Genomic DNA, 26,690 nt, shown 5'->3' with positions numbered 1-26,690 from the left:
GCGCTGTCCTTAGCAGAAAACGCTGCGCAACCTTTCGCTGACACTTTTTCAGACTAAATCTCAAGGCGTGTCTGGTCCGATATGGCACACTAGCGCCACGGTAGCCTCGATGCTATCGATGAGGAGAAAGTATGAAACGTGCAATTTTGTTTGCCGCTTTGCTGGCAACGTTATCCCCTCTGGCGCTGCACACAGCTGAAGCCAGTAGTGCTACCATCAATCTGGCCCCTGGCGTCACGCTGCATCTCGGCGATCGCGATCGTCGCGGCTACTACTGGGACGGTGGTCGCTGGCGTGAACCGCGCTGGTGGCACGATCGCTATCAGTACAACGATCATCGCTGGTGGCGTCACGAAGAGTGGAAACGCCACCGTGCCTGGGAGCGTGAACGTGAGCGCCGCTGGCACGAGCGCGAACGTCGCGAACACTGGCGTCACGATCGCCGGCACGATCGGCACGACCGCCACGACCATCATCACCATTAAAAAAAATCCCGGCGCAGACGCAGCCGGGATTTTTTTATTCAGCCATTTGCTTACCAGCCGAGTGCTTCGCCCACCAGCAGATAGATATTCAGCGCCACCACCAGCACCACAATCAGACGCCCGGCATTTTGCATCAGGCGTGAGTTCACCAGTTCATCGCCCATGATGTCACGGTTCCCGGTGAACGACAGCAGCGGAATCAGCGCCAGCGCAATACCGAAGCTCAGCAGCACCTGGCTCATCACCAGAATGCGCGTCGGATCCCAGCCCGCCCAGATAACAATAAAGGACGGCAGCATGGTAATGGTACGACGGAACCACAGCGGAATGTGGAAGCGGATAAAGCCCTGCATCACCACCTGGCCGGCCAGCGTGCCCACCACGGTAGAAGAGAGGCCGGCCGCTACCAGACTCAGCCCGAACACAATCGCCGCCGCGTGACCCAGCAGCGGTTGCAGCGTCAGATAGGCCTGGTCGAGATCGACAATGCTGGTGTGACCGCTAAAGTGAAACGCGGCCGCTGCGGTGGCCATCATCGCCAGGTTAACGAAACCGGCAATGGTCATGGCGATCGCCACGTCGAGCTTGGTGGAGGAGTAGCGCTCCGCCTTGCTGCCTTTATTACCGTACTGCGTCAGCGCCGAGTGCAGATAAATGACGTGCGGCATAATGGTCGCGCCCAGCACGCCAGCCGCGAGGAATACCGCGTCCGAAGTAGGCAGGCTCGGCAGCGCCATGCCCACTACCAGATCGCTGACGCGCGGCTGCGAGAAGAACAGCTCAACGATATAAGCGGCGGCGACAAACAGCAGCAGCCCGCCAATCACCAGCTCCAGCGGCTTCTGTCCACGGTTCTGCAGCATCAGAATCAGGAACGTGGCGATACCGGTTAACACCGCGCCCTGCAGCAGCGAGATGCCGAGCAGCAGCTTAAAGCCGAGCGCAGCCCCGATGAATTCCGCCAGATCAGTGGCCATGGCGATGATCTCCGCCTGTACCCAGTAGAACCACACCGCCGGGCGCGGGAAGCGATCGCGAATATGCTCGGCGAGGTTTTTACCGGTGGCAATACCCAGCTTGGCGGACATCAGCTGGATCAGCATCGCCATGATGTTGGCCCACACCACCACCCACAGCAGTTTGTAGCCGTACGCGGCCCCCGCCTGGATGTTGGTGGCAAAGTTGCCGGGATCGATATAACCAATGGCCGCGATGAAGGCCGGTCCCAGCAGCGCGAGCTTGATCTTTCTGGCTCCGCGAGCGGCGCGCTCGGCGGTGCGACTTTCTGACATAGTTTTGACCCTGTCCTAACGCTTGTCTGACCCATCCAGCTTACGGGGCATTCAAGGCAAGTGAAATTTGGTTATAGTTATCGCATTGATAGATGGTGCTATAAAGTATAGCCATTGCTATACCACAAGGTAAAGTTAGCGCTTGCTAAAAATTATGCAACAGGTTTCACTCTACTCCCGGGTCAAATTATAGACAATCTCTTTGTGGATATTTCTTGTGATTGATTTGTAAACAGGTTGTGAGCGGTGAGACTAATCTGAGAAATAAAGCGATACCGAATACTTATATTGTGGTTTTGATCTCGTTTTTAAGTAACGCGTTACATAGAATACGCAGCAAAATACAACCCTCCTCAAATTTGGAGCCGATATGTCCCATATTTTGCACTTCCTTTTAGCATTGGTGGTGGTAGCCGTGCTGGCGTTACTCGTCAGTCACGATCGTAAGAGTATCCGGATTCGCTATATCGTTCAGCTGCTGGTGATTGAAGTGCTGCTGGCGTGGTTCTTCCTTAACTCCGAAGCAGGCCTTGGTTTTGTTAAAGGTTTCGCCGGGCTGTTTGATCATCTGCTCAAATATGCAGCAGAAGGCACCAATTTCGTGTTCGGTAACATGAACGAGAAAGGCCTGGCCTTCTTCTTCCTCAATGTTTTGTGCCCTATCGTCTTCATCTCGGCCCTGATCGGTATTTTGCAGCATTTCCGCATCCTGCCGTGGGTGATTCGCGCTATCGGTACCGTGCTGTCGAAGATCAACGGCATGGGCAAACTGGAATCCTTTAACGCCGTCAGCTCTCTGATTCTGGGACAGTCAGAAAACTTTATCGCCTATAAGGATATCCTTGGCAAAATGTCACAGCGCCGCATGTACACCATGGCAGCCACCGCGATGTCGACAGTGTCGATGTCGATTGTGGGTGCCTACATGACGATGCTGCAGCCAAAATACGTAGTGGCCGCGCTGGTGCTCAACATGTTCAGTACCTTTATCGTGCTGTCGCTGATTAACCCGTACCGCGTGGACAGCGAAGAAGACCTGCAGCTGCAGGATCTGCATAAAGGTCAGAGCTTCTTTGAGATGCTGGGTGAATACATCCTGGCCGGTTTCAAAGTGGCGATTATCGTTGCGGCGATGCTGATTGGCTTTATCGCGCTGATCTCCGGCCTCAACGCGCTGTTTGATACCATCTTTGGCATCAGCTTCCAGGGTGTGCTGGGCTATGTGTTCTATCCGTTTGCCTGGGTAATGGGCGTGCCATCCAGCGAAGCGCTGCAGGTGGGCAGCATCATGGCGACCAAGCTGGTTTCTAACGAGTTCGTTGCAATGATGGACCTGCAGAAAATCGCCGGTCAGCTGTCGCCGCATGCTGAAGGCATTCTGTCGGTGTTCCTGGTCTCCTTCGCCAACTTTTCCTCAATCGGTATTGTCGCAGGCGCGATCAAAGGTCTGCATGAAGAGCAGGGTAACGTGGTATCACGTTTTGGCCTGAAACTGCTGTACGGCTCGACGCTGGTGAGCGTGCTTTCCGCCGCCATCGCCGGTCTGGTGCTGGGCTTCTGATCTACAGGGCGGGCTGCGGCTCGCCCTTCTCTTCTTTTATATACCTAAGCGTTATATCCCGCGCCAGTCAGTCTGCCGCCGCGTCACGCCCTGCTTCACCGTTTCCCGCAAACCCTTTGCACAATATCGAATTTCCGTTGTTGCCGTCTGCGCCCGTAGCTTTTCTTTCTGACCTCACCTCAGGAGAATCGCATGAGCATTCAGTTCCTCGGCATGATTGGCCACCGGCTTGCCTCAGAAATCATTCCCGCGTCCGGCACGTTGTTCGATAAAGATTATATTGCCCGCTTTGCCCGCGCCCATGAAGCGGCCGGCTTCGACCGCATCCTTGTCGGCTACTGGTCCGATCAACCCGATGGCTTTCTGGTCACCGCTCACGCAGCGGCGCATACGCAGAAAATTAAATTCCTGCTGGCGCACCGTCCGGGGTTTGTCGCGCCCACGCTGGCGGCCCGCAAGCTGGCTTCGCTCGACCATCTCACCGACGGCCGCCTGGCCGTGCACATTATCAGCGGCGGCAGCGACAGCGAACAGCGCCGCGACGGTGATTTTCTCAGCAAGGCTGAACGCTATGCGCGCACCGACGAATTTCTCAGCGTGCTGAAACAGAGCCTTGAGTCGCCACAGCCTTACGATCATCAGGGCCGGTTTTACCAGGCTGAGCAGGCGTTCTCTGCCATTAAACCGCTGCAACATAAGCTGCCGATCTATTTCGGCGGATCGTCACCGGAGGCGATTGACGTGGCGGCGCGACATGCCGATGTCTTCGCGCTGTGGGGCGAACCGTTAAAAGGCGCGGCCGAGACGGTACGTAATGTGCGTGCGGCGGCGGCCGCGCAGGGGCGCCAGATTGCGTTTAACATCTCCTTCCGGCCAATTCTGGGTAACACCGAAAAAGAAGCCTGGGAGCGTGCCGAACATATCCGCGCCACCGCAGAGAAGCAGCTGGCGGAGACCGGCTATACCTTTGGTTTGCCGAAGCCGCAGAGTGTCGGTGCGCAGCGTCTGCTGGCGGCGGCGCATGAGAGCGAACGCCACGACAAAGTGCTGTGGACCGGCGTGGCAAAACTGGTGCAGGGCGGCTACAACTCCACCGCGCTGGTCGGCACGCCGGATCAGGTTTCTGAGGCGCTGCTGGATTACTATCGCCTCGGCATTCATAGCGTGCTGATCCGCGGATTTGACCCTCTGAATGACGCGGTGGAATACGGCCGTGAGCTGCTGCCGCTGACGCGTGAGAAAGTGGCTGCGCTCAGCGCAACTGAAAAAAGGAGCGCCTGATGCGTCTCGCCGCTCTGTTTGCCGGTGTTGCGCTGGCCCTCGCGTCACTCCAGCCGCTGCTGGCGGCCGATAAAGTCACGCTGCGCCTTGGCGATGTTAAAGGCGATCGTTTTGCCGCCCTGAAAGCCTCGGGCGAACTGAACAATCTGCCTTACGATCTTAAGCTCACCGCCTTTGACTCCGGCGCGCCGGTGCAGGAAGCGCTCAATGCCGGGGCGCTCGACGTTGGCTTTACCGGTGATTTGCCGTTTCTGTTTGTCTATGCGGCAGGCGCGCCGGTGAAAGCCGTGGGTGCCTGGCAGAATAACCCGGACAGCATCGCCCTGCTGACCCGCCCCGACGCCGGCATTCACCGGCTGCAGGATTTGAAAGGTAAGCAGATCGCGGTCAACCGCGGCGGCTGGGGACACTATCTGCTGCTGGGTCTGCTGGAGCGCGCTGGCCTGACGCCGCAGGATGTCACGCTGCGCTTCCTCGGACCGGTGGATGGCCGCGCGGCGCTGACGTCCGGTGCGGTCGCGGCCTGGGCGCCGTGGGAGCCTTATATCGCCACCTCGACCGCCATCGACGGCACGGTGCGCGTGCCGGACGGCGGCGGTAAAGGCATTATGTCTGGTTACTCCTACGCGCTGGCCCGTAATGAAGCGTTGCAGGACGCCGGCAAGCGGGAAGCGATTGCCGACCTGCTGGCGCGACTGGCGAAGGCGCAAATCTGGGCGCAACACCATCCGCAGGAATTCGCCGGCGTGCTGAGCAAAACCCTGAATATGCCCACCGCCATTACCCGCAGCTGGATTGACGATGCGCGCATCCGCCCGCTGGTGTTTGATACGCACCTGATTGCCACGCTGCAGAAATCCGCCGACTTTTTCCATCGTTATCAGGTATTGCCAAAACAGGTCGATGTCAGCCAGGCGTTTGACTTCAGTCTGTCCGCCGCCGCTAACCGCATCGCCCAGCACGCGCCGGGAGACAAATCATGAGTGATTATCAGCACCATCGCCTGCGCACCTTCGTCGCCCGGCTGGCCACCCTGCTCGACAGCCAGCCGGACGAAGCGACCATTTTGCGGCAGGGCAGCGGCTGGCTGGCCGAACTGATTCGCCACGATGACTGGCTGGATGAGGCGTTTACCCAGCCCCATCCGCAGCACTATCAGCAATATCTGCTGTATGCCGATGCGCAGCAGCGCTTTTCCGTGGTGAGTTTTGTCTGGGGGCCGGGTCAGCAGACGCCGATTCACGATCACCGCGTCTGGGGACTGATTGGCATGCTGCGCGGCGCCGAGATTTCACAATCGTGGCAGCCGGGCCCGCACGGTTTACAGGCAGAAGGTGCGCCGGTGCGGCTTGAACCCGGCAGCGTGGAGGCGGTGTCGCCGACGGTCGGTGATATCCATCGCGTCAGCAACGCCTATGACGATCGCGTCTCTGTCAGTATCCACGTGTATGGCGCGAATATCGGCGCGGTTGAGCGCGCGGTCTACACCGCCGACGGCCACGAAAAACGCTTTATTTCCGGCTACAGCAACCGTTATCTACCTAACATCTGGAACCTTTCACATGACTAAACCGGTTTTCCCGTTTCGCCAGGCGGCGGAACTGCTGACAGCGCTGCGTCAGCAACAGGAAGTGGCGATCATTGACGTGCGCGATGAGGCGCTGTTTGCCACCGGGCATCCGCTGTTTGCCGTCAACATTCCGCTGTCAAAGCTGGAGCTGGAGCTGCTGGACCGCATTCCCCAACGTCACACCGCCATTACGCTGTATGACAACGGCGAAGGCCTGGCGCAGACCGCTGCTGAACGTCTCGCCGCACTGGGTTATCAGCAGGTCACGCTACTGGCCGATGATCTAGCCGGCTGGCAGGCGGCTGGCGGCGAGCTGTTTATCGATGTTAATTCACCCAGCAAAGCGTTTGGCGAACTGGTAGAACATCATGCCCGCACGCCTTCGCTCTCCGCCGATGAGGTACAGGCACTGATTAGCGATGATGCCGACATGGTGGTGCTGGATGCGCGGCGCTTCGATGAATATCACACCATGAGTATTCCGGGTGCCACCAGCGTACCGGGCGGCGAACTGGTGCTGCGCGTGCGCGATATAGCCCCCTCACCGCACACCATGGTGATTGTGAATTGCGCCGGACGCACGCGCAGCATTATTGGCACGCAGTCGCTGGTCAATGCCGGTATTCGTAATCCGGTATTCGCGCTGCGCAACGGCACCATTGGCTGGACGCTGGCCGGTCATGCGCTGGAGCATGGGCAGAGCCGCCGCTATGGCAACGCCAGCGAAACCGCGCAACGTCAGGCCGCGAGCCAGGCCCGCGCCATTGCCGATCGCGCTGGTGTGACACGCATTCCTCTGGCGACGCTGACGCGCTGGCAGCAGGAAGCACGCACCACCTACCTGTTTGACGTGCGTGATGCCGACGAGTACGCCGCCGGTCATCTGCCGGGCAGCCGCCACGTGGCGGGCGGCCAGCTGGTACAGGAGACCGATCATTACGCCAGCGTGCGCGGTGCGCGTATCGTGCTGGTGGATGATGACGGTGTCCGCGCCAATATGACCGGCTCCTGGCTGGCGCAGCTTGGCTGGCAGGTGGCAGTACTTGACGCGTTGCAGGCCAGCGATTTCAGCGCTGTCGGTAGCTGGCAGCCGCAGGTCGCACCGGTTGCTGCGCCGGAATCGATCTCACCCGCGCAGCTGGTCGAGTGGCTGGCGGCAGGCGACACGCAGGTGCTGGATTTCACCACGCTCGCCAATTACCGCAACAGCCATATTCCCGGTGCGGCCTGGCTACTGCGTTCCACCCTGCAGCAGCAGGGCAAGGCATTACTGCCCGATGCAGGCCGCTATGTGCTGACCTGCGGTAGCAGCCTGCTGGCCAGCTATGCCGTGGAGCAAATTGCCACGCTGACCGGCAAACCGGTGCGGGTGCTGGCGGGAGGCAATGCAGCCTGGCGTGCCGCCGGTCTGCCCACCGAACAGGGCGAGCAGCGCCTGCTCTCGCCGCCCATCGATCGTTATCGCCGCCCGTACGAAGGCACCGATATTGAACCGGACGTGATGCAGGCCTATCTCGACTGGGAATATGGTCTGGTGGCGCAACTGGATCGCGACGGTACCCACGGTTTTCGCGTGCTGCAACTGCAGCCACAGGCCGTGACGGTTTAACATGGAAAGGCGCTGCAGGTCAGCGCCATTGCGCGCAGCCAGTCGGCGAATACAACGTCACACTGCGCAAACGGGCAGTGTTATCGGGTTTTAAGTACGTTTGTTCTGAACGAACAGAGAATTGGTGGAGATAAGCGGGATCGAACCGCTGACCTCTTGCATGCCATGCAAGCGCTCTCCCAGCTGAGCTATACCCCCACATCTGGAATTCGTTTTTTCAGTGCAAACCGTTGGGAGCGGTTTGGTGGAGCTAAGCGGGATCGAACCGCTGACCTCTTGCATGCCATGCAAGCGCTCTCCCAGCTGAGCTATAGCCCCGTACCGAAAAAACCGCCGAGTTACCTCGACGGACGGCATAATATGAGACCGCTGTTTGAGTGTCAACGGCAAATTCTCGTTCTGCGTGCGATCGCTGAAAAAGGCGGCAACCCTGTGTCGCCGTGGCTTTTTTTTCAGCGCAGCGTGTACTCATCATCCCTGCCCTCAGCCGTTATCTCAACGCCGCCTCAACGGTGCGCCACGCCGAGGTTAACTTTAGGTTAAAGATGTTAGCGTCAGGCTTGTTTTCGTTAATGGTGCGTGTAAAACTTAGCGCGCTAATTAACCGGTTAGCCGTCCAGGGTATTCACTCGCTAACCGGCCAGCACGTCCTCCTTGTTTAATAAAAGAAAAGTGAACTATGTCGCTGCATACACCTAAAGAGATCGCGCAACTGGCGATTCAGGCCGGCGTGGCTAAAAGCCGTCTGCCGGTTTCCACCTTATTAATTCTTGGCTTTATGGCTGGCGCGTTTATCGCCACCGGCTTCCTGCTCGATCTGCACGTTATTAACCAGCTGCCTGCTGAATGGGGCTCGTTTGCCGGCTTCCTCGGTGCGGCGGTATTCCCGGTCGGACTGATTCTGACCGTGCTGGCGGGTGGCGAGTTGCTGACCGGCAACATGATGACGCTGCCCATTGCCTGGTTCGCGCGCCGCATTAGCGGTTTCAGCGTACTGCGTAACTGGTTTTGGGTCACCATCGCCAATTTTATTGGCAGCGTTGCGGTAGCATGGTTCTTCGGCCATCTGCTCGGCATGACCGAAGGCGACTATCTGAAGAAAACCGTGGCGATCGCGCATGCCAAAGTGAACGCCGATTTCATGCACGCGTTCATCTCTGGCATCGGCTGCAACTGGCTGGTGTGTCTGGCGGTGTGGCTGGCCTTCGCCAGTAAAGATATGGTCGGCAAAATCTTCGGCATGTGGTTCCCGGTGATGGCCTTCGTGGCAATCGGTTTCCAGCACGTAGTGGCCAACATGTTTATCGTGCCTGCCGCAATTTTTGCCGGTCAGATGAGCTGGGCAGAATTTGCACCTAACGTGGTTGCGGTATTTTTAGGCAATGGTGTGGGCGGTGCGATCTTTGTCGGCCTCACCTATTTCCTCGCCTTCCGTCCGGCACAGGCGGCGGTCAGCGAAGCGCAGTAAACCGATTTTGCCTTTTGTCGCACAGCAAAAGGCATTTTCTGCCTTGATTACTTTTCCCCGTAACGTTTTGTTGTAATATGTAGAGCTAATGTATTTAACAGGGACAGCATCGTGAAAAAGGAATGGCTCACTCCCGAAGAGCTCGCGCTGGAAACGGGCTACAGTCGGCAGACGGTGAATAAATGGATCAAGCGTGAAAACTGGACGACCACGCCCAAGCCCGGTGTACAGGGCGGTAAGGCGCGATTAATCCACATTGATGAGCGTGTCAAAAGCTTCATTCAGTCCACCCGCCATGCAAACGAACCGGCGGCGAATTACGGCGCTCAGCAAAATACGTTACCTGCGTTATTAATAAATTCTGTCCAGCAAATGACGGCCACCGAACAGGAACAACTGGCGGCGCTGTTATTGCGGGAAGGGATCAGGGGCGTATTACAGCGGTTAGGAATCCAGGAAGAATAGAAAAGCCGGAAGCAGTGAGATGCTTCCGGCTTTTTTGTTGCCTGCCTTATCACAGCAGCCTGACAGGCCGCTGTTCAGCTCAATCAGGCCTGTGCTTCACGCTCCGCGATAAACGCCAGTGCTTTTTCGATACGCGCCACGCTGCGGCTGCGGCCGATGGCTTCCACCGTCACGTCGAGCCCAGGCGACTGGCCGGCACCGGTTACGGCAACGCGCAGCGGCATACCAACTTTGCCCATGCCGAGCTCAAGTTCATCCGCAGCAGCCTGAATGGCGTGATGCACGTTTTCCGCATTCCAGTCGCTGTCGCTGATGGCCGCCAGCTTGTCGCGCACCACTTCCAGCGGCTGACGCGCCACCGGACGCAGATGCTTTTTCGCTGCGTCCGCATCAAACGCGTCAAACTCTTCATAGAAGTAGCGGCAGGACGCGGCGATTTCGACCAGCGTTTTGCAGCGCTCACCCAGCAGCGTCACCAGCTTCGCCAGCTCCGGTCCGGTGCGGGTATCGATATTCTGCTGCTCGATGTGCCACTGCAGCTGGGTCGCGACATATTCCGGCGGCAGCGTATTAATGTAATGGTGGTTGAGCCACTGCAGTTTCTCGGTGTTGAAGGCGCTGGCCGATTTGCTCACCGCATCAAGGGTGAACAGTTCAGTCATTTCCGCCACGCTGAAAATTTCCTGATCGCCATGTGACCAGCCGAGGCGCACCAGATAATTAAGCAGCGCTTCCGGCAGGTAGCCGTCGTCGCGATACTGCATGACGCCCACCGCGCCGTGACGCTTGGACAGCTTTTTACCGTCATCGCCGAGGATCATGGATACGTGCGCGTAAGTTGGCACTTCCGCACCAATTGCTTTCAGGATGTTGATCTGACGCGGCGTGTTGTTGATATGGTCTTCACCACGAATAACGTGCGTGATGCCCATATCCCAGTCGTCGACCACCACACAGAAGTTGTAGGTCGGTGAACCGTCGGTACGGCGGATGATCAGATCATCCAGTTCCTGGTTGCTAAATTCGATCGGACCACGAATCTGATCGTCAAAAATCACCGAACCGTCCTGCGGGTTGCGGAAGCGCACCACGCACGGTTCATCGGCAGCATGATGTTCATGGCTGTCGCGGCAGCGGCCGTCATAACGGGGCTTCTCGCCTTTTTCCATCTGCTCTTCACGCAGCGCGTCCAGACGCTCTTTCGAGCAATAGCATTTATAAGCAGTACCGGCTTCCAGCATTTCGTCGATAACGTCGTTATAACGGTCGAAACGTTTGGTCTGGTAGTACGGGCCCTCATCCCAGTCGAGATTCAGCCAGTTCATCCCATCCATAATGGCTTCGATCGCTTCCGGCGTGGAGCGCTCCAGGTCGGTATCTTCGATACGCAGGACGAATTCGCCCTGGTTATGGCGAGCATAAAGCCATGAGTAAAGCGCAGTACGCGCACCACCGACGTGCAGGTAGCCCGTCGGGCTGGGTGCGAAGCGAGTTTTGATTTTCATTCAGCATTGCCTTAAATGCGCAGGTTTCGTTGTCTGGATGACAAAAAAACGGGTTAACGCGGAAAAACAGTGCGCATATTCTAGCAGGTGAGGCTGATTCCTCAATCACTGTCACGCTGGCGGCGCGGGCAGAAGTGCGTTTTTCTGCTAATAAAACCAGCACATTGGCTAAAAGCGCTGCATGATGTCTAAATTTAAAGCGAACGCACATTTATGTTTTAAAAAGCGTTGACTCACTTCGAAGGATCCCTATAATGCGACTCCACACAGCGGGGGTGATTAGCTCAGTTGGTAGAGCATCTCCCTTACAAGGAGGGGGTCGGCGGTTCGAGCCCGTCATCACCCACCACTCTTAATGAGATGGCCCGCAGTGAACAAGAGATAAGATATGGGTGATTAGCTCAGTTGGTAGAGCATCTCCCTTACAAGGAGGGGGTCGGCGGTTCGAGCCCGTCATCACCCACCATATCTTAGTCAGATGACACTCTTGTTAAGCAGTACCGAAGTGGGTGATTAGCTCAGTTGGTAGAGCATCTCCCTTACAAGGAGGGGGTCGGCGGTTCGAGCCCGTCATCACCCACCACTTCGGGTCGTTAGCTCAGTTGGTAGAGCAGTTGACTTTTAATCAATTGGTCGCAGGTTCGAATCCTGCACGACCCACCAAATTCAGGAAAAAGCGCCCTCAGGGCGCTTTTTTCGTTTCTGTGTGCCGATGCTGAACGTGCAGGATGAGAACCTGCTGCAGGTTCGACTGAATCGCCGGGAGCGATTCAGGCTGATGCGCCAGCATCACCCGCAGGGCGAGGCCCCGGATGGGCCGAGGCATATCCTGCACGACCCACTAAATTCAGAAAAGAGCGCCCTCAGGGCACTTTTTTCGTTTCTTCACATCCCACTTCCCAGGCCACCAGTTAAGCTGCAACTGCATTCAACCACGTTTGCACGTTTGGTAGCGGCGCAATTTATTGCGCGATGAATCGCGCCGCTACAAATAATGTGCGACTTGCGGTTGCCTTATCTGACCGCGCTTACATTCTCAGGGCGCTTTTCCGCTTCATCTGTTAAGGAAGAACCCGCTCTGCCTGAGGCCGTGCCCGCCCTATCCCCTTCCGCCCTCGTTCCTGACGAAACCTTTTCGCAAATTTAACACCTCTCACCCTCAAGCCGCAGCGGCTGCCTTCCGATAACGAAAGGGCACATTTGCAAGGAGAACGTTATGACCACCATTTCGACCAATACCAATATTGGCAGCAGCAGTACTTCCGGCTCCGGAAGCGCATCCGGCAGTAGCGATAGCGCTTCGAAAATCGCCAGCCTGACCAAACAAATCGCCAGCCTGAACGATGAACTGAAAGACATCGCGAAGGACAAAAGCCTGACCGAGAAGCAAAGAAAGGATAAGCAGGAGACGATTAACGCGCAGATTCAGCTGCTGCAGGCGCAAATCCAGCAGTTGCAGAAGCAGGAAAAGGAGAAAGCGGAGCAGAAGCAGGAGAAACAGGAGGTTACTGCAGTGAAAGCGGATGGCATCAACCGCCCAACCGACAGCAACCAACTTGACGTTTATGTTTAAAACGCCGGATTAAGCGCGCGATCCTGCGTCAGCAGCGCCGCCTGCTGACGCACTTCCTGCCAGATAGCCTCCGCTGCCGGGGTGAGTGACCGATTTTTGCGTTTAATCAGCATCAGGCTGCGATTGATCTCCGGATAGAGCCGGCGCACCGTCAGCTTACGACCAGACGGCAAAGGCAGCGCCAGTGCCGGTAAGATACTGATGCCAATACCCGCTTCTACCATCGGATAAAGCGTGGCCGGATGGCCAATCTCCTGCACCACCTGCACGTTCAGCGCCAGCCGCTGCAATGCGGCATCGACCAGCAATCGGCTGCCCGACGCGTAATCCTGCAGCACCATAGCGCGACCAGCCAGCATTGACCACTGAGCCTGCGGCACCTGCGCCAGCGCATCATCCTGATGACACAACAGTAAAAACGGCTCCTGCAGAATCTCCTCGCTATCGAAATCCGCATCCTGCAGCGGACCGATGACGATACCGAAATCGACTTCCGCATTGCGCACGCTCTGCAATACCCACTGCTGCACGCGGTCGTGCAGAATCACCCGAATGTCGGGGTAACGCAGCTGGCTGCTGGCCAGGCATTGCGGCATCAGATGCGCCGAGGGCGTCTGGCTGGCCGCCACGCGCACCGTGCCGCTGCGCTGCTCGCCATAGCTGCGCACATCGAGCAGCGTGGTATTGAGCTCCTCCAGCAGTCGTTCCAGCCGCGTTGCCAGTTGCTGTCCGGCTTCGCTCAGTAACACCTCGCGCGTGGTGCGATCCAGCAGCCTTACGCCCATCTCCGCTTCCAGCTCTTTAATGCTATGACTGACCGCCGACTGGCTCAGCCCAATCGCCTGCCCTGCCTGGCTGAAACTGCCGTGCTGCGCCACCGCCACAAAGGTGCGCAACTGTCGTAAGGTGTAATTCATCGATTACGCTCATAGATTAATGCAATAAATCAATTTTATTTCTAAACGCGACTGACGCACAATCAGCAACATCATTTATTACATTTAACCGGATTGTAACAATGGGCTTTTTACGACTTGACCCGATGATGGTCAAACTCATCATCACCGTGCTGCTGGCCAGCTTCTTCCCGGCCAAAGGCGGGTTTGTCGATTTCTTCGAATACCTGACCACCGCGGCCATCGCCCTGCTGTTCTTCATGCACGGTGCCAAACTGTCGCGTGAGAAGATTATCGCCGGCAGCAGCCACTGGCGGCTGCATCTGTGGATTATGTGCAGTACCTTCGTGATTTTCCCGATCCTTGGCCTGCTGCTGGTGTGGTGGCATCCGGTTAACGTCGGTGCGGAGATTTACACCGGTTTCCTCTACCTGTGTATCCTGCCGGCGACGGTGCAGTCCGCGATTGCTTTCACCTCCATGGCGGGCGGTAACGTTGCCGCGGCGGTGTGTGCTGCCTCCGCCTCCAGTCTGCTGGGCGTCTTTATTTCGCCGCTGCTGGTTAACCTGGTGATGAATGTGCACAGCGATGCGCCGGGCAACGGTCTGGAGCAGATTGGTAAAATCATGCTGCAGCTGCTGGTGCCCTTTGTGCTGGGCCACCTGGCACGCCGCTGGATTGGTGGCTGGGTGGAGAAGCATCGCAGCCTGATTGGCAAAACCGATCAAACCTCGATTCTGCTGGTGGTCTATTCGGCGTTCAGTGAAGCGGTGGTTAACGGCATCTGGCACCGCGTCGGCGTTGATACCCTGCTGTGGATTCTGGCTGGCAGCCTGCTGATTCTGTTCGTCGCACTGGCGATCAACCTTGGCGCTTCCCGGCTGTTTGGCTTTAGCCGTGCGGATGAGATTGTGGTGCTGTTTTGCGGCTCGAAAAAGAGCCTAGCAAACGGCGTGCCGATGGCTAACATTCTGTTCCCGGCCAGCGCAGTGGGGATTATTGTCCTGCCGCTGATGATCTTCCATCAGGTCCAGCTGATGGTGTGCTCGTTCATTGCCCAGCGCTATAAAGCCGGCAATGAGAAGAAGCTGGCGAAGCAACAGATTGAAGCGCAGAAGTCATAAAACATCAGGCCCGCAATTGCGGGCCTGTCACTTATTCACTGCGCTTGAGCGGTTTAACTAAGCCCTGTAAGCCTTCGATTTTGATCGCCAGCGTCAGCTGCATCAGCTCACCCAGTTTGCCGGCGGGAAACTCATTTTTACGCGCAAACCACAGCAGATACTCTTCCGGCACATCGATCAGCATCCGTCCTTTGTATTTGCCAAACGGCATCGCGGTATTGGCAATTTCAACCAGCTGCTGCTTATCCATCTCAGGCGCCCAGTAACCGAATCATCTCGGCTTCATCGATCACCGCAATCCCCAGCTCCTGCGCTTTTGCCAGCTTGGAACCGGCGGCCTCACCGGCGATCAGCAAATCGGTTTTTTTCGATACGCTGCCGCTGACTTTGGCTCCCAGCGCCGTCAGCCGCGCTTTGGCATCGTCACGGTTCATCTGCGACAGCGAGCCAGTCAGTACCACGGTTTTTCCGGCGAACGGGCTGTCGATCTCTTCGGCTTTGACCACTACCACCGCCGGCCAGTGCACGCCCACCTCCTCCGTCAGCTGGCGGATCACTTCACGGTTGCTCTCCTCTTCCATGAAGTTGCGCACGTGCGCTGCCACCACTTTGCCGACGTCCTGTACCGCGATTAGCGCATCGAGATCGGCGTTCATGACCTTTTCCAGCTCGCCAAAGTGGTTCGCCAGGTTGGCCGCCGTCGCCTCGCCCACTTCGCGGATGCCGAGCGCATACAGGAAGCGCGGCAGTGTAGTGAATTTGGCTTTTTCCAGCGCGTCGACCACATTTTGCGCCGATTTGGGCCCCATGCGGTCCAGTCCGGTCAGCTTGCCGGCGGTGAGACGGAACAGGTCGGCCGGGGTTTTGACGTACTCTTTTTCCACCAGCTGGTCGATGATTTTATCGCCCATGCCGTCCACGTCTATCGCACGGCGTGAGACAAAGTGCTTCAGCGCCTCTTTGCGCTGCGCGCCGCAAATCAGCCCGCCGGTACAGCGCGTTACGGCTTCGCCTTCCACACGCTCTACGTCAGAACCGCACACTGGACAGTGGCTGGGGAACACAATCTCGCGCGCATCCGCCGGACGTTCGGATTCCACCACGTTGACCACCTGCGGAATCACGTCACCAGCGCGACGAATCACCACTTTGTCACCGATACGCAGCCCCAGCCGGGCGATTTCATCGGCGTTGTGCAGCGTCGCATTACTGACTATGACGCCCGCGACCTGCACCGGTTCGAGGCGCGCTACCGGCGTAATCGCCCCGGTACGTCCGACCTGAAACTCGACGTCGCGCACCACCGTCATCTGCTCCTGCGCCGGGAACTTGAATGCCACCGCCCAGCGCGGTGCGCGGGCCACAAAGCCCAGCTGCTCCTGCAGCGCCTGCGAGTCGACTTTGATCACCACGCCGTCAATATCAAAGCCGAGTGACGGACGGTCCTGCTCAACCTGACGATAAAATGCCAGCACTTCATCCGCGGTGTGCACCAGGCGAATCCGATCGCTGACCGGTAATCCCCAGGCCTTAAACTGTTGCAGACGCTGCCAGTGGCTGGCAGGCATTTCGCCGCCCTCCAGCAGGCCAAATCCGTAGCAAAAGAAGGTCAGCGGACGTTTCGCGGTGATACGCGGATCGAGCTGGCGCAGCGAGCCGGCCGCCGCATTACGCGGGTTGGCAAACACTTTGCCGCCGGTGCGTCGCGCTTCCTCATTCAGCTTCTCAAAGCCGCTTTCGGTCATAAATACTTCGCCGCGCACTTCTACCCGCGCCGGAATATTGTCGCCGTGCAGGCGCAGCGGAATGGCGTGAATGGTGCGCACATTCGCCGTGATGTTTTCACCGGTGGTGCCATCGCCGCGCGTGGCGGCTCGCACCAGCAGGCCGTTTTCATACAGTAAACTTACCGCCAGACCATCCAGCTTCAGCTCACAGCAATAGGTGAGATCGTCAGTGCTTTTCAGGCGATCCTGCACGCGCTTATTGAAGGCAAGAAATCCGGCTTCATCAAAGGTGTTATCGAGCGACAGCATTGGCACTTCGTGGCGCACCTGTTCAAAGGTGGCAAGCGGTGCCGCGCCTACGCGCTGGGTGGGAGAATCCGGAGTGATTAAATCGGGATGCGCGCTCTCCAGCTCACGCAGTTCGCGCATCAATCGGTCATATTCTGCATCCGGGATTTCCGGCGTATCCATCACGTGATAGAGGTATTCGTGGTGGCGTAACGTGGTGCGCAGCTCGGTGATCTGCTCCTGAACCGATGTCATATTCTCTCGTCCGATAAAAAACCCCCGGCAAGCGGGGGTTATTTAGTTAAAAGGTGATACTGCTGGCGGCGTTTAGCCAATAACCTCGCGGATGCGTGCTTTGTAGGTTTCCAGCTTTTGTGGTGTCATCATGCGACGCTCATCATCCAGCACCACGCCACCAACATCATCGGCGATGCGCTGTGCTGATTGCAGCATCAGCTTAAAGTTCTGATTGGCGTCACCGTAGGACGGCACCATCATAAAGATCGAGACGCCCGGCGTAGTGAAATCGCCCATTTCATCCGGATTGAACGAACCCGGTTTGACCATGTTTGCCAGGCTGAACAGCACCGGACCGCTGCCGGCCGGGCTGAGATGGCGATGGAAAATGTTCATTTCACCAAACTGGAAGCCAGCCTGCAGAATGCCCTGCAGTAGCGCTTCACCGTTCAGTGCGCCACCGGCATGCGCGGCAACGTGCAACACCAGCACCGCTTCTTTTTTACTGCCCGGCGCAGCGGGTTGCGGTGCAGTTTCCTGCACAGGTGCAGGTTCAGGTTGTTTAACCTCAGGCTCGGCGGCGGTAAACTCCGGTGCCGGCTGGGTGGCGGACAGCGGTTCATCATCCAGCAGCGGATCGGCCTGAATCGGTTGTGGCTGTGGCACGGGCTGCGCCACCGGCGCCTGCGGTTGTGGCGCAGGTGCAGGCTGACATACCGGCTCATCGTCCAGCAGCGGATCGCCGCTTAACGGCGTTTCCTGGCGTGGAAACGGCTGACGCACCGGTTCCGGCGCACGCGGAGCAGCAGGTTTGGTGACCGGCGCATCGAACTGCGGCTCGTCTTCGGCATCACGCTGACGACGCACGCGTACTTCGCCGACGCCATCGTCTTCGCTGTTCAGCAGATCATCGTCATCCGCTTCTTCACGCTGTTTCAGACGTTTGTGCGGGCGATCGCGAAACACGGAAGAGCGCTCTTTACGGCTGGTCCACAGTCCGTGAAGAAGCAGCGCTATTATGGCGATCGCGCCAACAACGATTAATATCAGACGCAAATCCTGCATCATTGTATTCTCTGTTGTTCCAATACCTTGCCACCACGGCAAACTTTATCCTCTAACTGTATTTGCCCAGCTACACAAGTGCAAGTCTGTGCAGTATTTTCTGACAAATAAGATAGCTGCCCCACGCTTTTTTGCTGTTTTTTCGCGCAAAGTGCGCCTGTCACCGATAAAAAGCCAGGTTATGATGTTGGCGCCGCTACATAAAGGAGAAAGGCTCGCTATGCCCGCTGAGAATTCGGTCTCATCCATGAATGGTATTCATTATTTTGCCCAGGGCTGGAAACTGGTGCGTCTGCCCGGTATCCGCCGCTACGTCATCATCCCGCTGCTGGTAAACATTGTGCTGCTGGGCGGTGCGTTTATCTGGCTGTTTCAGCGCCTCGGCCAGTGGATTCCCCGGCTGATGTCGCACGTGCCGGACTGGCTGCAGTGGCTGAGCTATCTGCTGTGGCCGCTGTCGGTGATTTCGATTGTGCTGGTATTCAGCTATTTCTTCTCCACCATCGCCAACTGGATTGCCGCGCCGTTTTGCGGCCTGCTGGCGGAGCAGCTGGAAGGGCGTCTGACCGGAAAACCCCTGCCGGACAGTGGCTGGCTCGGCATGATGAAAGACATCCCGCGCATCATGAAGCGCGAGTTACAGAAGCTCGGCTACTATTTGCCGCGCGCACTGGGCCTGCTGCTGCTCTATTTTATCCCCGGCTTTGGCCAGACCGTGGCGCCGGTGTTGTGGTTTCTGTTTAGCGCCTGGATGCTATCAATACAATATTGCGACTATCCGTTCGACAACCACAAAGTCAGTTTTCCTCAGATGCGTAACGCGCTGCGTCAGCATAAAACCGCCAATATGCAGTTTGGCGCGCTGGTCAGTCTGTTCACCATGATTCCGATCCTCAATCTCGCCATCATGCCGGTCGCGGTATGCGGCGCGACCGCCATGTGGGTCGATCGCTACCGCAGCCAGCATGCGCGTCATCTATAATGCATCAAAAAGCCTTATGCATTTTTGCATCAGGCTTATGGTCGCAGGCTATATAGATATACGATTTCTTTCCTTCCGCCGGGGGTCAGAACAGGTATGCTCTGAGGGTTCCCAATATTTCATACAGTTAAGGACGGGCTATGAGTAAGATCTATGAAGACAACTCTCTGACAATTGGTCATACGCCGCTGGTTCGACTGAACCGCATCGGTAATGGACGCATTCTGGCGAAGGTCGAGTCGCGTAACCCGAGCTTCAGCGTTAAATGCCGTATCGGTGCCAATATGATTTGGGACGCAGAAAAACGCGGTATTCTGAAACCGGGCGTTGAGCTGGTAGAGCCAACCAGCGGCAACACCGGCATTGCGCTGGCCTATGTCGCCGCTGCGCGCGGCTACAAGCTGACGCTGACCATGCCTGAGACCATGTCGATTGAACGTCGCAAGCTGCTGAAAGCGCTGGGCGCCAATCTGGTGCTGACCGAAGGGCCAAAAGGCATGAAGGGCGCCATCGCTAAAGCAGAAGAGATTGTTGCCAGCGATCCGGACAAATATGTGCTGCTGCAGCAGTTCAGCAACCCGGCCAACCCGGAAATTCACGAAAAGACTACTGGCCCGGAGATCTGGGAAGACACTGACGGCGCCGTAGACGTTTTCATTGCCGGCGTGGGCACCGGCGGTACGCTGACCGGCGTGAGCCGCTACATCAAGAACACCAAAGGCAAGCAGGATTTGATCACCGTGGCCGTTGAGCCTACGGATTCCCCGGTCATCGCGCAGGCGCTGGCGGGAGAAGAGATCAAACCGGGCCCGCACAAGATTCAGGGGATTGGTGCCGGTTTCATTCCGGGCAACCTTGACCTGAAACTGATTGACCGCGTGGTGGCCATCACCAATGAAGAAGCGATCAGCACCGCGCGTCAGCTGATGGAAGAGGAAGGCATTCTGGCCGGTATCTCTTCCGGTGCAGCAGTGGCGGCTGCCCTTAAGCTGCAGGAAGATGAAGCCTTCGCCAATAAAAATATTGTGGTGATTCTGCCCTCTTCCGGCGAACGCTATCTCAGTACCGCACTGTTTGCCGATCTGTTCACCGAAAAAGAGCTGCAACAGTAAACGACAGAGTCTGAAAATGATGAAAAAAGCACCCAAATGGGTGCTTTTTTGTGGCGCAGATCTCACTTTTACCACCGGGCAGATTGATTTCAGTGATGCGGCTCTGGTATTTAAGCAGCCAATTATTTCGGTGCCTGAAATTAATCTGCCTTTGAAGTGGATCAAGCTGAATCGATTTACTCATTTGGTGAAACGGCGAATCACGGCATAATCAGCAGAGTGACGTATTGCAGCAGTTTTGATCCGTCATCGAAAAAATGACTTTTTCATTCAAGCGCATTTTTTGGTCAGCGTGATGCCGTACCAGCGCACCTACACAGGCTAAAGTTACGGCTCCAGGCTAGACTTTAGATCCATAACACCAAACCTGATAAAGTTGGGGAAATAGAATGTTCCAGCAAGAAGTTACCATTACCGCACCTAACGGCCTCCATACCCGTCCTGCAGCTCAGTTTGTGAAAGAAGCGAAGGCTTTCCAGTCTGAAATCACCGTTACTTCTAACGGCAAATCTGCCAGCGCGAAAAGCCTGTTCAAACTGCAGACTCTGGGTCTGACTCAGGGTACGGTTGTTACGCTTTCTGCAGAAGGTGAAGACGAGCAGCAGGCGGTTGAGCATCTGGTCAAACTGATGGCTGAACTGGAGTAATTCCGCTCCGGTAAGCCATTAAACCGACTCCTTTGCCCCATTGAGTGCAATTATGTTGATCGCGGACAACCTGTCCGCGTTATTGCTTCCTTAGAGTACTGCTCCGCGACAGTGGCAACGCATTGGGTCAATGAGCCATCGTGATTAAAAGGTAGGGTTATGATTTCAGGCATTTTAGCATCACCGGGTATCGCTTTCGGCAAAGCACTGCTGCTGAAGGAAGACGAGATCGTCATCAGCCGTAAAAAGATTACTGACGACCAGGTTGAGCAGGAAGTTCAGCGCTTCCTCGACGGTCGCAGCAAAGCAGCCGGGCAGCTTGAAGCCATCCGTGTGAAAGCCGGTGAAACCTTCGGTGAAGAGAAAGCGGCGATCTTTGAAGGTCACATCATGCTGCTCGAAGACGAAGAGCTTGAGCAGGAAATCATCGACCTGATTAAAAAAGATCACGTAACCGCTGACGCCGCCGCCCACTCTGTGGTTGAAGGCCAGGCAAAAGCGCTGGAAGAGCTCGACGACGAATATCTGAAAGAGCGCGCGGCTGACGTACGTGACATCGGCAAGCGTCTGCTGCAGAACATTCTGGGTCTGCATATCGTTGACCTGAGCGCCATTGCTGACGAATCCATTCTGGTGGCGAAAGATCTGACGCCATCCGAAACCGCACAGCTGAACCTGAAAAAGGTGCTGGGCTTTATTACCGATCTGGGTGGCCGTACTTCACACACCTCGATTATGGCGCGTTCGCTGGAGCTGCCTGCGATTGTCGGCACCGGCAACGTAACCGCTACCGTGAAAAACGGTGATTTCCTGATTATCGATGGCGTGAACAACAAGATTTACGTCAATCCAACCGACGACGTGCAGGAAGAGCTGAAAGCGATTCAGACGCAGTATCTGTCTGAGAAGCACGAGCTGGCGAAACTGAAAGATCTGCCAGCGATTACGCTGGACGGCCACCAGGTTGAAGTGTGCGCCAACATCGGTACCGTGCGTGATGTCGCCGGTGCTGAGCGCAACGGCGCGGAAGGTGTTGGTCTGTACCGTACTGAATTCCTGTTCATGGACCGCGATTCGCTGCCAAGCGAAGAAGAGCAGTTCCAGGCTTACAAAGCCGTGGCGGAAGCGATGGGTTCCCAGGCCGTGATCGTGCGTACCATGGACATCGGCGGCGACAAAGATCTGCCTTACATGAACCTGCCAAAAGAAGAGAACCCATTCCTCGGCTGGCGTGCGATTCGTATCGCCATGGACCGCAAAGAGATTCTGCATGCCCAGCTGCGCGCCATTCTGCGTGCGTCTTCCTTCGGCAAACTGCGCATCATGTTCCCGATGATCATCTCGGTGGAAGAAGTGCGCTTCCTGAAGGCTGAGCTGGAGATGCTGAAGGCACAGCTGCGTGAAGAAGGTAAAGCCTTTGATGAGTCCATTGAAGTGGGCATCATGGTGGAAACCCCGGCTTCCGCAGTGATTGCCCGCCATCTGGCGAAAGAAGTCGACTTCTTTAGTATTGGGACAAATGACCTGACGCAGTATACTCTGGCGGTCGATCGTGGTAATGATTTGATTTCACACCTCTATAACCCAATGACGCCATCTGTACTGGGCCTCATTAAGCAAGTGATCGACGCATCACATGCCGAAGGGAAATGGACCGGCATGTGTGGTGAGCTGGCTGGTGATGAACGTGCTACACTACTGTTACTGGGAATGGGGCTGGACGAATTCAGCATGAGTGCCATTTCAATCCCAAGCATCAAGAAGATCATTCGCAATACCAATTTCGAAGATGCGAAGGCACTGGCAGAGCAGGCTCTGGCTCAACCCACAGCGGAAGATTTGATGAACCTGGTGAACAAGTTCATCAAAGAAAAAACGCTCTGCTGATCCACGAGACGCTGGCCCCAAATTACTGCTTAGGAGAAGATCATGGGTTTGTTTTCTAAACTTTTTGGCGATAAATCAGAGAGCGCGTCAGGGACTATCGATATCGTTGCGCCTCTGTCAGGCGAAATCGTGAATATCGAAGACGTACCTGATGTGGTATTCGCAGAGAAAATCGTCGGTGATGGTATCGCCATCAAACCTACTGGCAACAAAATGGTTGCACCAGTGGATGGTACTATCGGCAAGATTTTCGAAACCAACCACGCGTTTTCTATCGAGTCTGATAACGGCATCGAACTGTTTGTGCACTTCGGTATCGACACGGTAGAACTGAAAGGTGAAGGCTTCAAACGCATCGCTGAAGAAGGCCAGAAAGTGAAAAAAGGCGATGTGGTGATCGAGTTTGATCTGCCGCTGCTGGAAGAGAAAGCCAAATCCACGCTGACCCCGGTCGTGATCTCGAATATGGATGAGATCAAAGACCTGGTAAAACTCTCCGGTCAGGTTACCGTGGGCGAAACGCCGGTTATCCGCATCAGGAAGTAAACCGCGCTGATTGCGTGAAAACGGCACCCAATGGGTGCCGTTTTTGTTTGTTTCACACGCTGATGAATGATTTGCAGGCGAGCGCTTCTGGCAAAGCGCACCGTGCCTGTTTGAGGGCAGGACGACCGGGCAGAGGAGCAAAGCGTCCCGCGCCATGGATGGCGCGGGACGAGGCCCAGGGACGGTTTATGCCGTCTTTGCGATCTGTCCGGTCGTCCTGACCGCCTGCGCCTGGCGTGATGATTTACGCCTGCTTCCAGCGCGGCAGCCGCAGTGTCACTTCCAGCCCGCCTTCCGGACGATTCACTGCCTGAACTTCGCCGTGATGGGCCAGAACCACTTTGCGCACGATCGACAGCCCCAGCCCGTAGCCTTTGCCCATTAGCGGTGAATTCACCCGAACGAACGGATCGAAGATACTCGACAGCTTCTCATCATCCACGCCCGGCCCCTGATCGCGCACGCGAATTGCCAGCCACTGATTCTCCGCCTGCAACTGCACGCTAATATGCTGCCCCTGATGCGAGAAACGCAGCGCGTTGCGCAGCACATTCTCCACGCCGCGGCGGATTAGCTCAGCATTACCGCGCACGGTGTAATCCGCGTTCTCATCCACCAGAAAATCTACGTGTACACCGGGGATCTGCGCTTCGTAGCGCACATCGGTTACCACCGCATGCAGCAGGCCGGTCAGATCAAAATACTGCTCGCCAGGCATGCTCTCATGTTCAGCGCGCGACAGCGTCAGCAGTTCACCGATCATCTTATCCAGACGGCGCGCCTCCTCGTCGATGCGATTCAGTGAGGAGGCTACCGACTCCGGCGTCTGGCGCGCCAGACCGGTGGCTAACTGCAGGCGCGCCAGCGGGGAGCGCAGCTCGTGGGAGATATCGTGCAGCAGCTCCTCACGCGCTTTCACCAGTGTATCCAGCCGCTCCACCATCGCATCAAAATCCTGGGCCACAATCGACAGCTCATCATGGCGGCGGCGCATCACCGGATAGAGCCGCACCGACAAATCACCGCGCGACACGCGGGCAAACCCCTCGCGCAGCTGACGCATTGGCCGCGTCAGGTTCCACGCCAGCAGCAGACTGAACAGCAGCCCCAGCGCGCCGGCAAAGGTAAACATCGGCTCGGGGATATTCAGAATACGACGCGGGCCTCCGCCGCCCATTGAACTGTCTTCACGCAGCCCTTTGACGTCATAGCGCAGTTCGTACTCTTTACCGTCAGCGCCCTTCACCCAGCGCACAATCACCTGCGGAAACGGGCCGTGAAACGGCTGATTAAAGGTCTCCGGCGGCGCATTGTCCGGCGTAGTGGCCGGTCTGGCGTGCTGAATCACTGAGAAAAACTGGCGATCGTTCGGCTCCCAGTCGGCCATCATATCGTCGAGCGAGCTGGGGCCGCCGCGCTCCAGTACCGACACCGCCGAAGCCATTTGCAGATTAACGATCCGACGCACCGCCACAATCTCCGGCGGCTCGTGACGGTTTCCTGACAAGGTAAAGCCCAGCCACAGCAGCTGGCTGATAATCACAAACACAATCCAGAAGCCCAGCAGGATCTTCCAGAACATGCGGCCACGGTAGCTGTGTTTCATCGAATGCGATAACCAATGCTGCGCACGGTTTCAATATTCACGCTGTCTGCGGTTAGCGCAGCCAGCTTCTGGCGGATGTTGCTGATGTGCACATCCACGCTGCGATCGTAAGCTTCACGCGGACGGCCCAGCCCCTTTTCCGACAGCTCATCTTTGGACACCACGCGGTCCGGTGCGCGCAGCAGCAAATCCAGCAGATTGAACTCCGACGCGGTGAGATCAAAAGCTTTGCCCTGCCACTCCGTGATACGCGTGGCCGGGTTCAGGCTGAGATCGCCCCAGCGCAGGACCTCTTTCTTATCCGGCACCGGTGCCTGATCTTCAAAGCGACGCAGCACCGCGCGCAGACGCGCCACCAGCTCGCGCGGATAGCAGGGTTTGGGCACGTAGTCATCCGCGCCCATCTCCAGGCCGATAACGCGGTCGATATTGTCGCCCTTCGCCGTCAGCATAATCACCGGCAGGCGGCTGTTCTGCCGCACCTGACGCAGCACATCAATACCGCTCATATCCGGCAGCATGATGTCGAGAATCATCGCGGTGTAGTGTCCGGATAACGCCCCTTCAATCCCGGCGCTGCCGGTCAGCACCAGCTGGGTTTCAAAACCTTCGGCAATCAGGTACTGGCTCAGCATGGTGCCAAGTTCAACATCGTCATCAACAAGCAGGATTTTCATCTTTTTCTCTCGTACAAAATTGCCGCTATTTTGTCCTGAGTGCCGCGGGAAAGCAGCCGGTTTTACGCGATCCTTACAGTGACCGCGTCAGAACATGCTTAGGAAGACTATAGACAAAAATGGCCCGTACGCCGCGTCACAGGGCGCACGAAGCCAGAAACAGGCGGGGGAACTAGCGGTGAAAAACGCCGGTGGAAAGATAGCGATCGCCGCGATCGCAGACAATGGCGACAACCACACTGCCCGGCTGCGCCGTCGCGATGCGCAATGCGCCAGCCACTGACCCACCTGAACTGACGCCGCAGAAAATGCCTTCGCGCTGCGCCAGCGCGCGCATGGTCTCTTCTGCCTCCTGCTGCGCCATATCTATCACTTCATCCACCAGTTCCGGACGATAAATCCCCGGCAGATAGGCCGCCGGCCAGCGACGAATACCGGGAATACTGCTGCCCTCCTGCGGCTGCAAACCAATCACTTTCACCGCCGGGGCAAACTCTTTCAGATAGCGCCCGACGCCGCTGATGGTGCCGGTGGTGCCCATGCTGGAGACAAAATGCGTCATACGACCGTGGCTTTGCTGCCAGATCTCCGGACCGGTGGTGAGATAGTGACCGAGCGGGTTGTCGGGATTATTAAACTGATCCAGCACTTTGCCTTCACCGCGCTGCGCCATGGCCTGCGCCAGATCGCGTGCGCCCTCCATGCCCTGCTCGCGTGTCACCAAAACCAGCTCAGCCCCGTAGGCGCGCATCGCATCCTGACGCTCCTGGCTCATGTTCTCCGGCATCAGCAGGCGTAACCGGTAGCCTTTCAGCGCGGCAATCATCGCCAGCGCAATGCCGGTATTGCCGCTGGTGGCCTCAATCAGGGTGTCGCCGGGCTGGATTTCACCCCGCAACTCAGCGTGGTGGATCATCGACCAGGCCGCGCGATCTTTCACCGAACCTGCCGGATTGTTGCCTTCCAGCTTGAGCCAGATTTCGCTGCCGTTATCCGGCGTCAGGCGCTGCAACTTAATCAGCGGCGTATTGCCGATGGTGTTTTCCAGAGTGGTCACGGTGTCATTCCAGCCGAAAGGAGTACAAAT

The 26,690-nt window shown here is 56.9% G+C and carries 25 protein-coding genes, 6 tRNA genes and 1 other RNA gene; 21 read left to right on the top strand and 11 right to left on the bottom strand.

What is annotated here, in order from left to right; genetic code table 11:
• Positions 1-131: 131 nt before the first annotated feature.
• On the top strand, positions 132-485 hold the full coding sequence (locus AC6I8P_RS05795; protein WP_021508248.1) for a DUF2502 domain-containing protein: 354 nt from the start codon (positions 132-134) through the stop codon (positions 483-485).
• Positions 486-535: 50 nt separating this feature from the next.
• Here the strand turns inward: AC6I8P_RS05795 and AC6I8P_RS05790 are convergent, their stop codons facing one another.
• Positions 536-1,777, bottom strand: a complete 1,242-nt coding sequence (locus tag AC6I8P_RS05790) for an Nramp family divalent metal transporter (protein WP_021508247.1) — start codon at positions 1,775-1,777, stop codon at positions 536-538.
• 370 nt (positions 1,778-2,147) lie between these two features.
• Between AC6I8P_RS05790 and AC6I8P_RS05785 the strand changes: the two genes are divergently transcribed.
• The 5 genes from AC6I8P_RS05785 to AC6I8P_RS05765 all read left to right on the top strand — a co-directional run bounded on the left by AC6I8P_RS05785 (position 2,148) and on the right by AC6I8P_RS05765 (position 7,798).
• Complete coding sequence (locus AC6I8P_RS05785; protein WP_031279840.1) at positions 2,148-3,338, top strand: NupC/NupG family nucleoside CNT transporter; 1,191 nt, start codon at positions 2,148-2,150, stop codon at positions 3,336-3,338.
• Between the two features lie 192 nt (positions 3,339-3,530).
• Complete coding sequence (locus AC6I8P_RS05780; RefSeq protein ID WP_021508245.1) at positions 3,531-4,619, top strand: LLM class flavin-dependent oxidoreductase; 1,089 nt, start codon at positions 3,531-3,533, stop codon at positions 4,617-4,619.
• Positions 4,619-5,602, top strand: a complete 984-nt coding sequence (locus tag AC6I8P_RS05775) for an ABC transporter substrate-binding protein (protein ID WP_132464867.1) — start codon at positions 4,619-4,621, stop codon at positions 5,600-5,602. Before AC6I8P_RS05780 ends, AC6I8P_RS05775 begins: the two co-directional genes overlap by 1 nt.
• Positions 5,599-6,189: a cysteine dioxygenase family protein gene (locus AC6I8P_RS05770; RefSeq protein WP_498031048.1), complete on the top strand. Its 591-nt coding sequence runs from the start codon at positions 5,599-5,601 to the stop codon at positions 6,187-6,189. Before AC6I8P_RS05775 ends, AC6I8P_RS05770 begins: the two co-directional genes overlap by 4 nt.
• Positions 6,182-7,798: a rhodanese homology domain-containing protein gene (locus tag AC6I8P_RS05765; protein ID WP_498031047.1), complete on the top strand. Its 1,617-nt coding sequence runs from the start codon at positions 6,182-6,184 to the stop codon at positions 7,796-7,798. The genes AC6I8P_RS05770 and AC6I8P_RS05765 overlap by 8 nt, the downstream gene beginning before the upstream one ends.
• Before the next feature lie 122 nt (positions 7,799-7,920).
• Here the strand turns inward: AC6I8P_RS05765 and AC6I8P_RS05760 are convergent.
• Together AC6I8P_RS05760 and AC6I8P_RS05755 are read right to left on the bottom strand one after the other, a co-directional pair.
• A tRNA-Ala gene (locus tag AC6I8P_RS05760) sits at positions 7,921-7,996 on the bottom strand.
• Positions 7,997-8,040: 44 nt separating this feature from the next.
• A tRNA-Ala gene (locus tag AC6I8P_RS05755) sits at positions 8,041-8,116 on the bottom strand.
• A gap of 361 nt (positions 8,117-8,477) precedes the next feature.
• Here AC6I8P_RS05755 and AC6I8P_RS05750 point away from each other — a divergent pair.
• Positions 8,478-9,266, top strand: coding sequence for a formate/nitrite transporter family protein (locus tag AC6I8P_RS05750; protein ID WP_021508241.1), 789 nt, complete (start codon positions 8,478-8,480; stop codon positions 9,264-9,266).
• A gap of 111 nt (positions 9,267-9,377) precedes the next feature.
• Positions 9,378-9,731, top strand: a complete 354-nt coding sequence (locus tag AC6I8P_RS05745) for a YfeC-like transcriptional regulator (RefSeq protein WP_058758359.1) — start codon at positions 9,378-9,380, stop codon at positions 9,729-9,731.
• A gap of 83 nt (positions 9,732-9,814) precedes the next feature.
• Here AC6I8P_RS05745 and gltX read toward each other — a convergent pair whose 3' ends face one another.
• Positions 9,815-11,236 carry a glutamate--tRNA ligase gene (gltX, locus tag AC6I8P_RS05740; RefSeq protein WP_058776541.1) on the bottom strand — a complete coding sequence of 474 codons (1,422 nt, stop codon included), beginning with the start codon at positions 11,234-11,236 and terminating at the stop codon, positions 9,815-9,817.
• Between the two features lie 273 nt (positions 11,237-11,509).
• Between gltX and AC6I8P_RS05735 the strand changes: the two genes are divergently transcribed.
• The 6 genes from AC6I8P_RS05735 to AC6I8P_RS05710 all read left to right on the top strand — a co-directional run bounded on the left by AC6I8P_RS05735 (position 11,510) and on the right by AC6I8P_RS05710 (position 12,809).
• Positions 11,510-11,585 (top strand) — tRNA-Val (locus AC6I8P_RS05735).
• Positions 11,586-11,626: 41 nt separating this feature from the next.
• Positions 11,627-11,702 (top strand) — tRNA-Val (locus AC6I8P_RS05730).
• 41 nt (positions 11,703-11,743) lie between these two features.
• A tRNA-Val gene (locus tag AC6I8P_RS05725) sits at positions 11,744-11,819 on the top strand.
• Between the two features lie 4 nt (positions 11,820-11,823).
• Positions 11,824-11,899, top strand: a tRNA-Lys gene (locus AC6I8P_RS05720).
• Positions 11,900-11,943: 44 nt separating this feature from the next.
• A non-coding RNA gene (locus tag AC6I8P_RS05715) (RtT sRNA) lies at positions 11,944-12,080 on the top strand.
• Positions 12,081-12,452: 372 nt separating this feature from the next.
• Entirely contained in the window at positions 12,453-12,809 is a 357-nt protein-coding gene (locus AC6I8P_RS05710) for a FlxA-like family protein (protein WP_021508090.1), read from the top strand.
• On the opposite strand, the gene AC6I8P_RS05705 is transcribed toward AC6I8P_RS05710, so the two are convergent.
• The gene (locus AC6I8P_RS05705; protein WP_021508089.1) at positions 12,806-13,726 is read right to left on the bottom strand and encodes a LysR family transcriptional regulator; all 921 of its coding nucleotides are present in this window, start codon (positions 13,724-13,726) and stop codon (positions 12,806-12,808) included. The genes AC6I8P_RS05710 and AC6I8P_RS05705 overlap by 4 nt on opposite strands.
• A gap of 101 nt (positions 13,727-13,827) precedes the next feature.
• Between AC6I8P_RS05705 and AC6I8P_RS05700 the strand changes: the two genes are divergently transcribed.
• Positions 13,828-14,829, top strand: coding sequence for a bile acid:sodium symporter family protein (locus tag AC6I8P_RS05700; protein ID WP_021508088.1), 1,002 nt, complete (start codon positions 13,828-13,830; stop codon positions 14,827-14,829).
• Positions 14,830-14,860: 31 nt separating this feature from the next.
• On the opposite strand, the gene AC6I8P_RS05695 is transcribed toward AC6I8P_RS05700, so the two are convergent.
• From AC6I8P_RS05695 to zipA, 3 genes are all read right to left on the bottom strand, one after another.
• The gene (locus tag AC6I8P_RS05695) at positions 14,861-15,079 is read right to left on the bottom strand and encodes a DUF3820 family protein (RefSeq protein WP_021508087.1); all 219 of its coding nucleotides are present in this window, start codon (positions 15,077-15,079) and stop codon (positions 14,861-14,863) included.
• A 1-nt stretch (position 15,080) separates the two neighbouring features.
• Positions 15,081-17,099 carry an NAD-dependent DNA ligase LigA gene (ligA, locus tag AC6I8P_RS05690; RefSeq protein WP_477529510.1) on the bottom strand — a complete coding sequence of 673 codons (2,019 nt, stop codon included), beginning with the start codon at positions 17,097-17,099 and terminating at the stop codon, positions 15,081-15,083.
• A gap of 72 nt (positions 17,100-17,171) precedes the next feature.
• On the bottom strand, positions 17,172-18,149 hold the full coding sequence (gene zipA / locus AC6I8P_RS05685) for a cell division protein ZipA (protein ID WP_477529509.1): 978 nt from the start codon (positions 18,147-18,149) through the stop codon (positions 17,172-17,174).
• 217 nt (positions 18,150-18,366) lie between these two features.
• Here zipA and cysZ point away from each other — a divergent pair, with 217 nt between their 5' ends.
• The 6 genes from cysZ to crr all read left to right on the top strand — a co-directional run bounded on the left by cysZ (position 18,367) and on the right by crr (position 23,320).
• Positions 18,367-19,128, top strand: a complete 762-nt coding sequence (gene cysZ, locus AC6I8P_RS05680) for a sulfate transporter CysZ (protein WP_021508084.1) — start codon at positions 18,367-18,369, stop codon at positions 19,126-19,128.
• 140 nt (positions 19,129-19,268) lie between these two features.
• Entirely contained in the window at positions 19,269-20,240 is a 972-nt protein-coding gene (gene cysK, locus AC6I8P_RS05675; RefSeq protein WP_021508083.1) for a cysteine synthase A, read from the top strand.
• Between the two features lie 16 nt (positions 20,241-20,256).
• Complete coding sequence (locus tag AC6I8P_RS05670) at positions 20,257-20,451, top strand: hypothetical protein (protein WP_498031046.1); 195 nt, start codon at positions 20,257-20,259, stop codon at positions 20,449-20,451.
• A 178-nt stretch (positions 20,452-20,629) separates the two neighbouring features.
• Positions 20,630-20,887 (top strand): phosphocarrier protein Hpr, encoded by a 258-nt coding sequence (ptsH, locus tag AC6I8P_RS05665; RefSeq protein ID WP_007889063.1) that lies wholly within the window; start codon positions 20,630-20,632, stop codon positions 20,885-20,887.
• Positions 20,888-21,046: 159 nt separating this feature from the next.
• Complete coding sequence (gene ptsI, locus AC6I8P_RS05660; protein WP_021508081.1) at positions 21,047-22,774, top strand: phosphoenolpyruvate-protein phosphotransferase PtsI; 1,728 nt, start codon at positions 21,047-21,049, stop codon at positions 22,772-22,774.
• 42 nt (positions 22,775-22,816) lie between these two features.
• Positions 22,817-23,320, top strand: a complete 504-nt coding sequence (crr, locus tag AC6I8P_RS05655; protein WP_010617547.1) for a PTS glucose transporter subunit IIA — start codon at positions 22,817-22,819, stop codon at positions 23,318-23,320.
• A 244-nt stretch (positions 23,321-23,564) separates the two neighbouring features.
• On the opposite strand, the gene AC6I8P_RS05650 is transcribed toward crr, so the two are convergent.
• From AC6I8P_RS05650 to cysM, 3 genes are all read right to left on the bottom strand, one after another.
• Positions 23,565-24,926 carry an ATP-binding protein gene (locus AC6I8P_RS05650; protein WP_021508080.1) on the bottom strand — a complete coding sequence of 454 codons (1,362 nt, stop codon included), beginning with the start codon at positions 24,924-24,926 and terminating at the stop codon, positions 23,565-23,567.
• Positions 24,923-25,603 (bottom strand): response regulator transcription factor, encoded by a 681-nt coding sequence (locus AC6I8P_RS05645; RefSeq protein WP_021508079.1) that lies wholly within the window; start codon positions 25,601-25,603, stop codon positions 24,923-24,925. Before AC6I8P_RS05645 ends, AC6I8P_RS05650 begins: the two co-directional genes overlap by 4 nt.
• Positions 25,604-25,775: 172 nt before the next feature.
• Positions 25,776-26,660 carry a cysteine synthase CysM gene (gene cysM / locus AC6I8P_RS05640; RefSeq protein ID WP_104188616.1) on the bottom strand — a complete coding sequence of 295 codons (885 nt, stop codon included), beginning with the start codon at positions 26,658-26,660 and terminating at the stop codon, positions 25,776-25,778.
• Positions 26,661-26,690 lie beyond the last annotated feature (30 nt).

Source organism: gamma proteobacterium symbiont of Lampromicra miyakona, from assembly GCF_059730895.1.
The sequence above is the reverse complement of the archived record's forward strand: the minus strand, read 5'-3'. Positions and strand labels throughout refer to the sequence as shown.

What these genes read in the sequence shown, in the direction of transcription:
- AC6I8P_RS05765 (WP_498031047.1), top strand. Translation starts at nt 6,182, where the DNA reads ATGACTAAACCGGTTTTCCCGTTTCGCCAGGCGGCGGAACTGCTGACA.
- AC6I8P_RS05775 (WP_132464867.1), top strand. Translation starts at nt 4,619, where the DNA reads ATGCGTCTCGCCGCTCTGTTTGCCGGTGTTGCGCTGGCCCTCGCGTCA.
- AC6I8P_RS05670 (WP_498031046.1), top strand. Translation starts at nt 20,257, where the DNA reads ATGATGAAAAAAGCACCCAAATGGGTGCTTTTTTGTGGCGCAGATCTC.
- AC6I8P_RS05645 (WP_021508079.1), bottom strand. Translation starts at nt 25,603, where the DNA reads ATGAAAATCCTGCTTGTTGATGACGATGTTGAACTTGGCACCATGCTG.
- crr (WP_010617547.1), top strand. Translation starts at nt 22,817, where the DNA reads ATGGGTTTGTTTTCTAAACTTTTTGGCGATAAATCAGAGAGCGCGTCA.
- AC6I8P_RS05770 (WP_498031048.1), top strand. Translation starts at nt 5,599, where the DNA reads ATGAGTGATTATCAGCACCATCGCCTGCGCACCTTCGTCGCCCGGCTG.
- cysK (WP_021508083.1), top strand. Translation starts at nt 19,269, where the DNA reads ATGAGTAAGATCTATGAAGACAACTCTCTGACAATTGGTCATACGCCG.
- AC6I8P_RS05790 (WP_021508247.1), bottom strand. Translation starts at nt 1,777, where the DNA reads ATGTCAGAAAGTCGCACCGCCGAGCGCGCCGCTCGCGGAGCCAGAAAG.
- AC6I8P_RS05700 (WP_021508088.1), top strand. Translation starts at nt 13,828, where the DNA reads ATGGGCTTTTTACGACTTGACCCGATGATGGTCAAACTCATCATCACC.
- AC6I8P_RS05695 (WP_021508087.1), bottom strand. Translation starts at nt 15,079, where the DNA reads ATGGATAAGCAGCAGCTGGTTGAAATTGCCAATACCGCGATGCCGTTT.
- ptsI (WP_021508081.1), top strand. Translation starts at nt 21,047, where the DNA reads ATGATTTCAGGCATTTTAGCATCACCGGGTATCGCTTTCGGCAAAGCA.
- AC6I8P_RS05780 (WP_021508245.1), top strand. Translation starts at nt 3,531, where the DNA reads ATGAGCATTCAGTTCCTCGGCATGATTGGCCACCGGCTTGCCTCAGAA.
- AC6I8P_RS05705 (WP_021508089.1), bottom strand. Translation starts at nt 13,726, where the DNA reads ATGAATTACACCTTACGACAGTTGCGCACCTTTGTGGCGGTGGCGCAG.
- cysZ (WP_021508084.1), top strand. Translation starts at nt 18,367, where the DNA reads ATGCCCGCTGAGAATTCGGTCTCATCCATGAATGGTATTCATTATTTT.
- AC6I8P_RS05750 (WP_021508241.1), top strand. Translation starts at nt 8,478, where the DNA reads ATGTCGCTGCATACACCTAAAGAGATCGCGCAACTGGCGATTCAGGCC.
- zipA (WP_477529509.1), bottom strand. Translation starts at nt 18,149, where the DNA reads ATGATGCAGGATTTGCGTCTGATATTAATCGTTGTTGGCGCGATCGCC.
- AC6I8P_RS05785 (WP_031279840.1), top strand. Translation starts at nt 2,148, where the DNA reads ATGTCCCATATTTTGCACTTCCTTTTAGCATTGGTGGTGGTAGCCGTG.
- ptsH (WP_007889063.1), top strand. Translation starts at nt 20,630, where the DNA reads ATGTTCCAGCAAGAAGTTACCATTACCGCACCTAACGGCCTCCATACC.
- ligA (WP_477529510.1), bottom strand. Translation starts at nt 17,099, where the DNA reads ATGACATCGGTTCAGGAGCAGATCACCGAGCTGCGCACCACGTTACGC.
- AC6I8P_RS05795 (WP_021508248.1), top strand. Translation starts at nt 132, where the DNA reads ATGAAACGTGCAATTTTGTTTGCCGCTTTGCTGGCAACGTTATCCCCT.
- AC6I8P_RS05710 (WP_021508090.1), top strand. Translation starts at nt 12,453, where the DNA reads ATGACCACCATTTCGACCAATACCAATATTGGCAGCAGCAGTACTTCC.
- gltX (WP_058776541.1), bottom strand. Translation starts at nt 11,236, where the DNA reads ATGAAAATCAAAACTCGCTTCGCACCCAGCCCGACGGGCTACCTGCAC.
- AC6I8P_RS05650 (WP_021508080.1), bottom strand. Translation starts at nt 24,926, where the DNA reads ATGAAACACAGCTACCGTGGCCGCATGTTCTGGAAGATCCTGCTGGGC.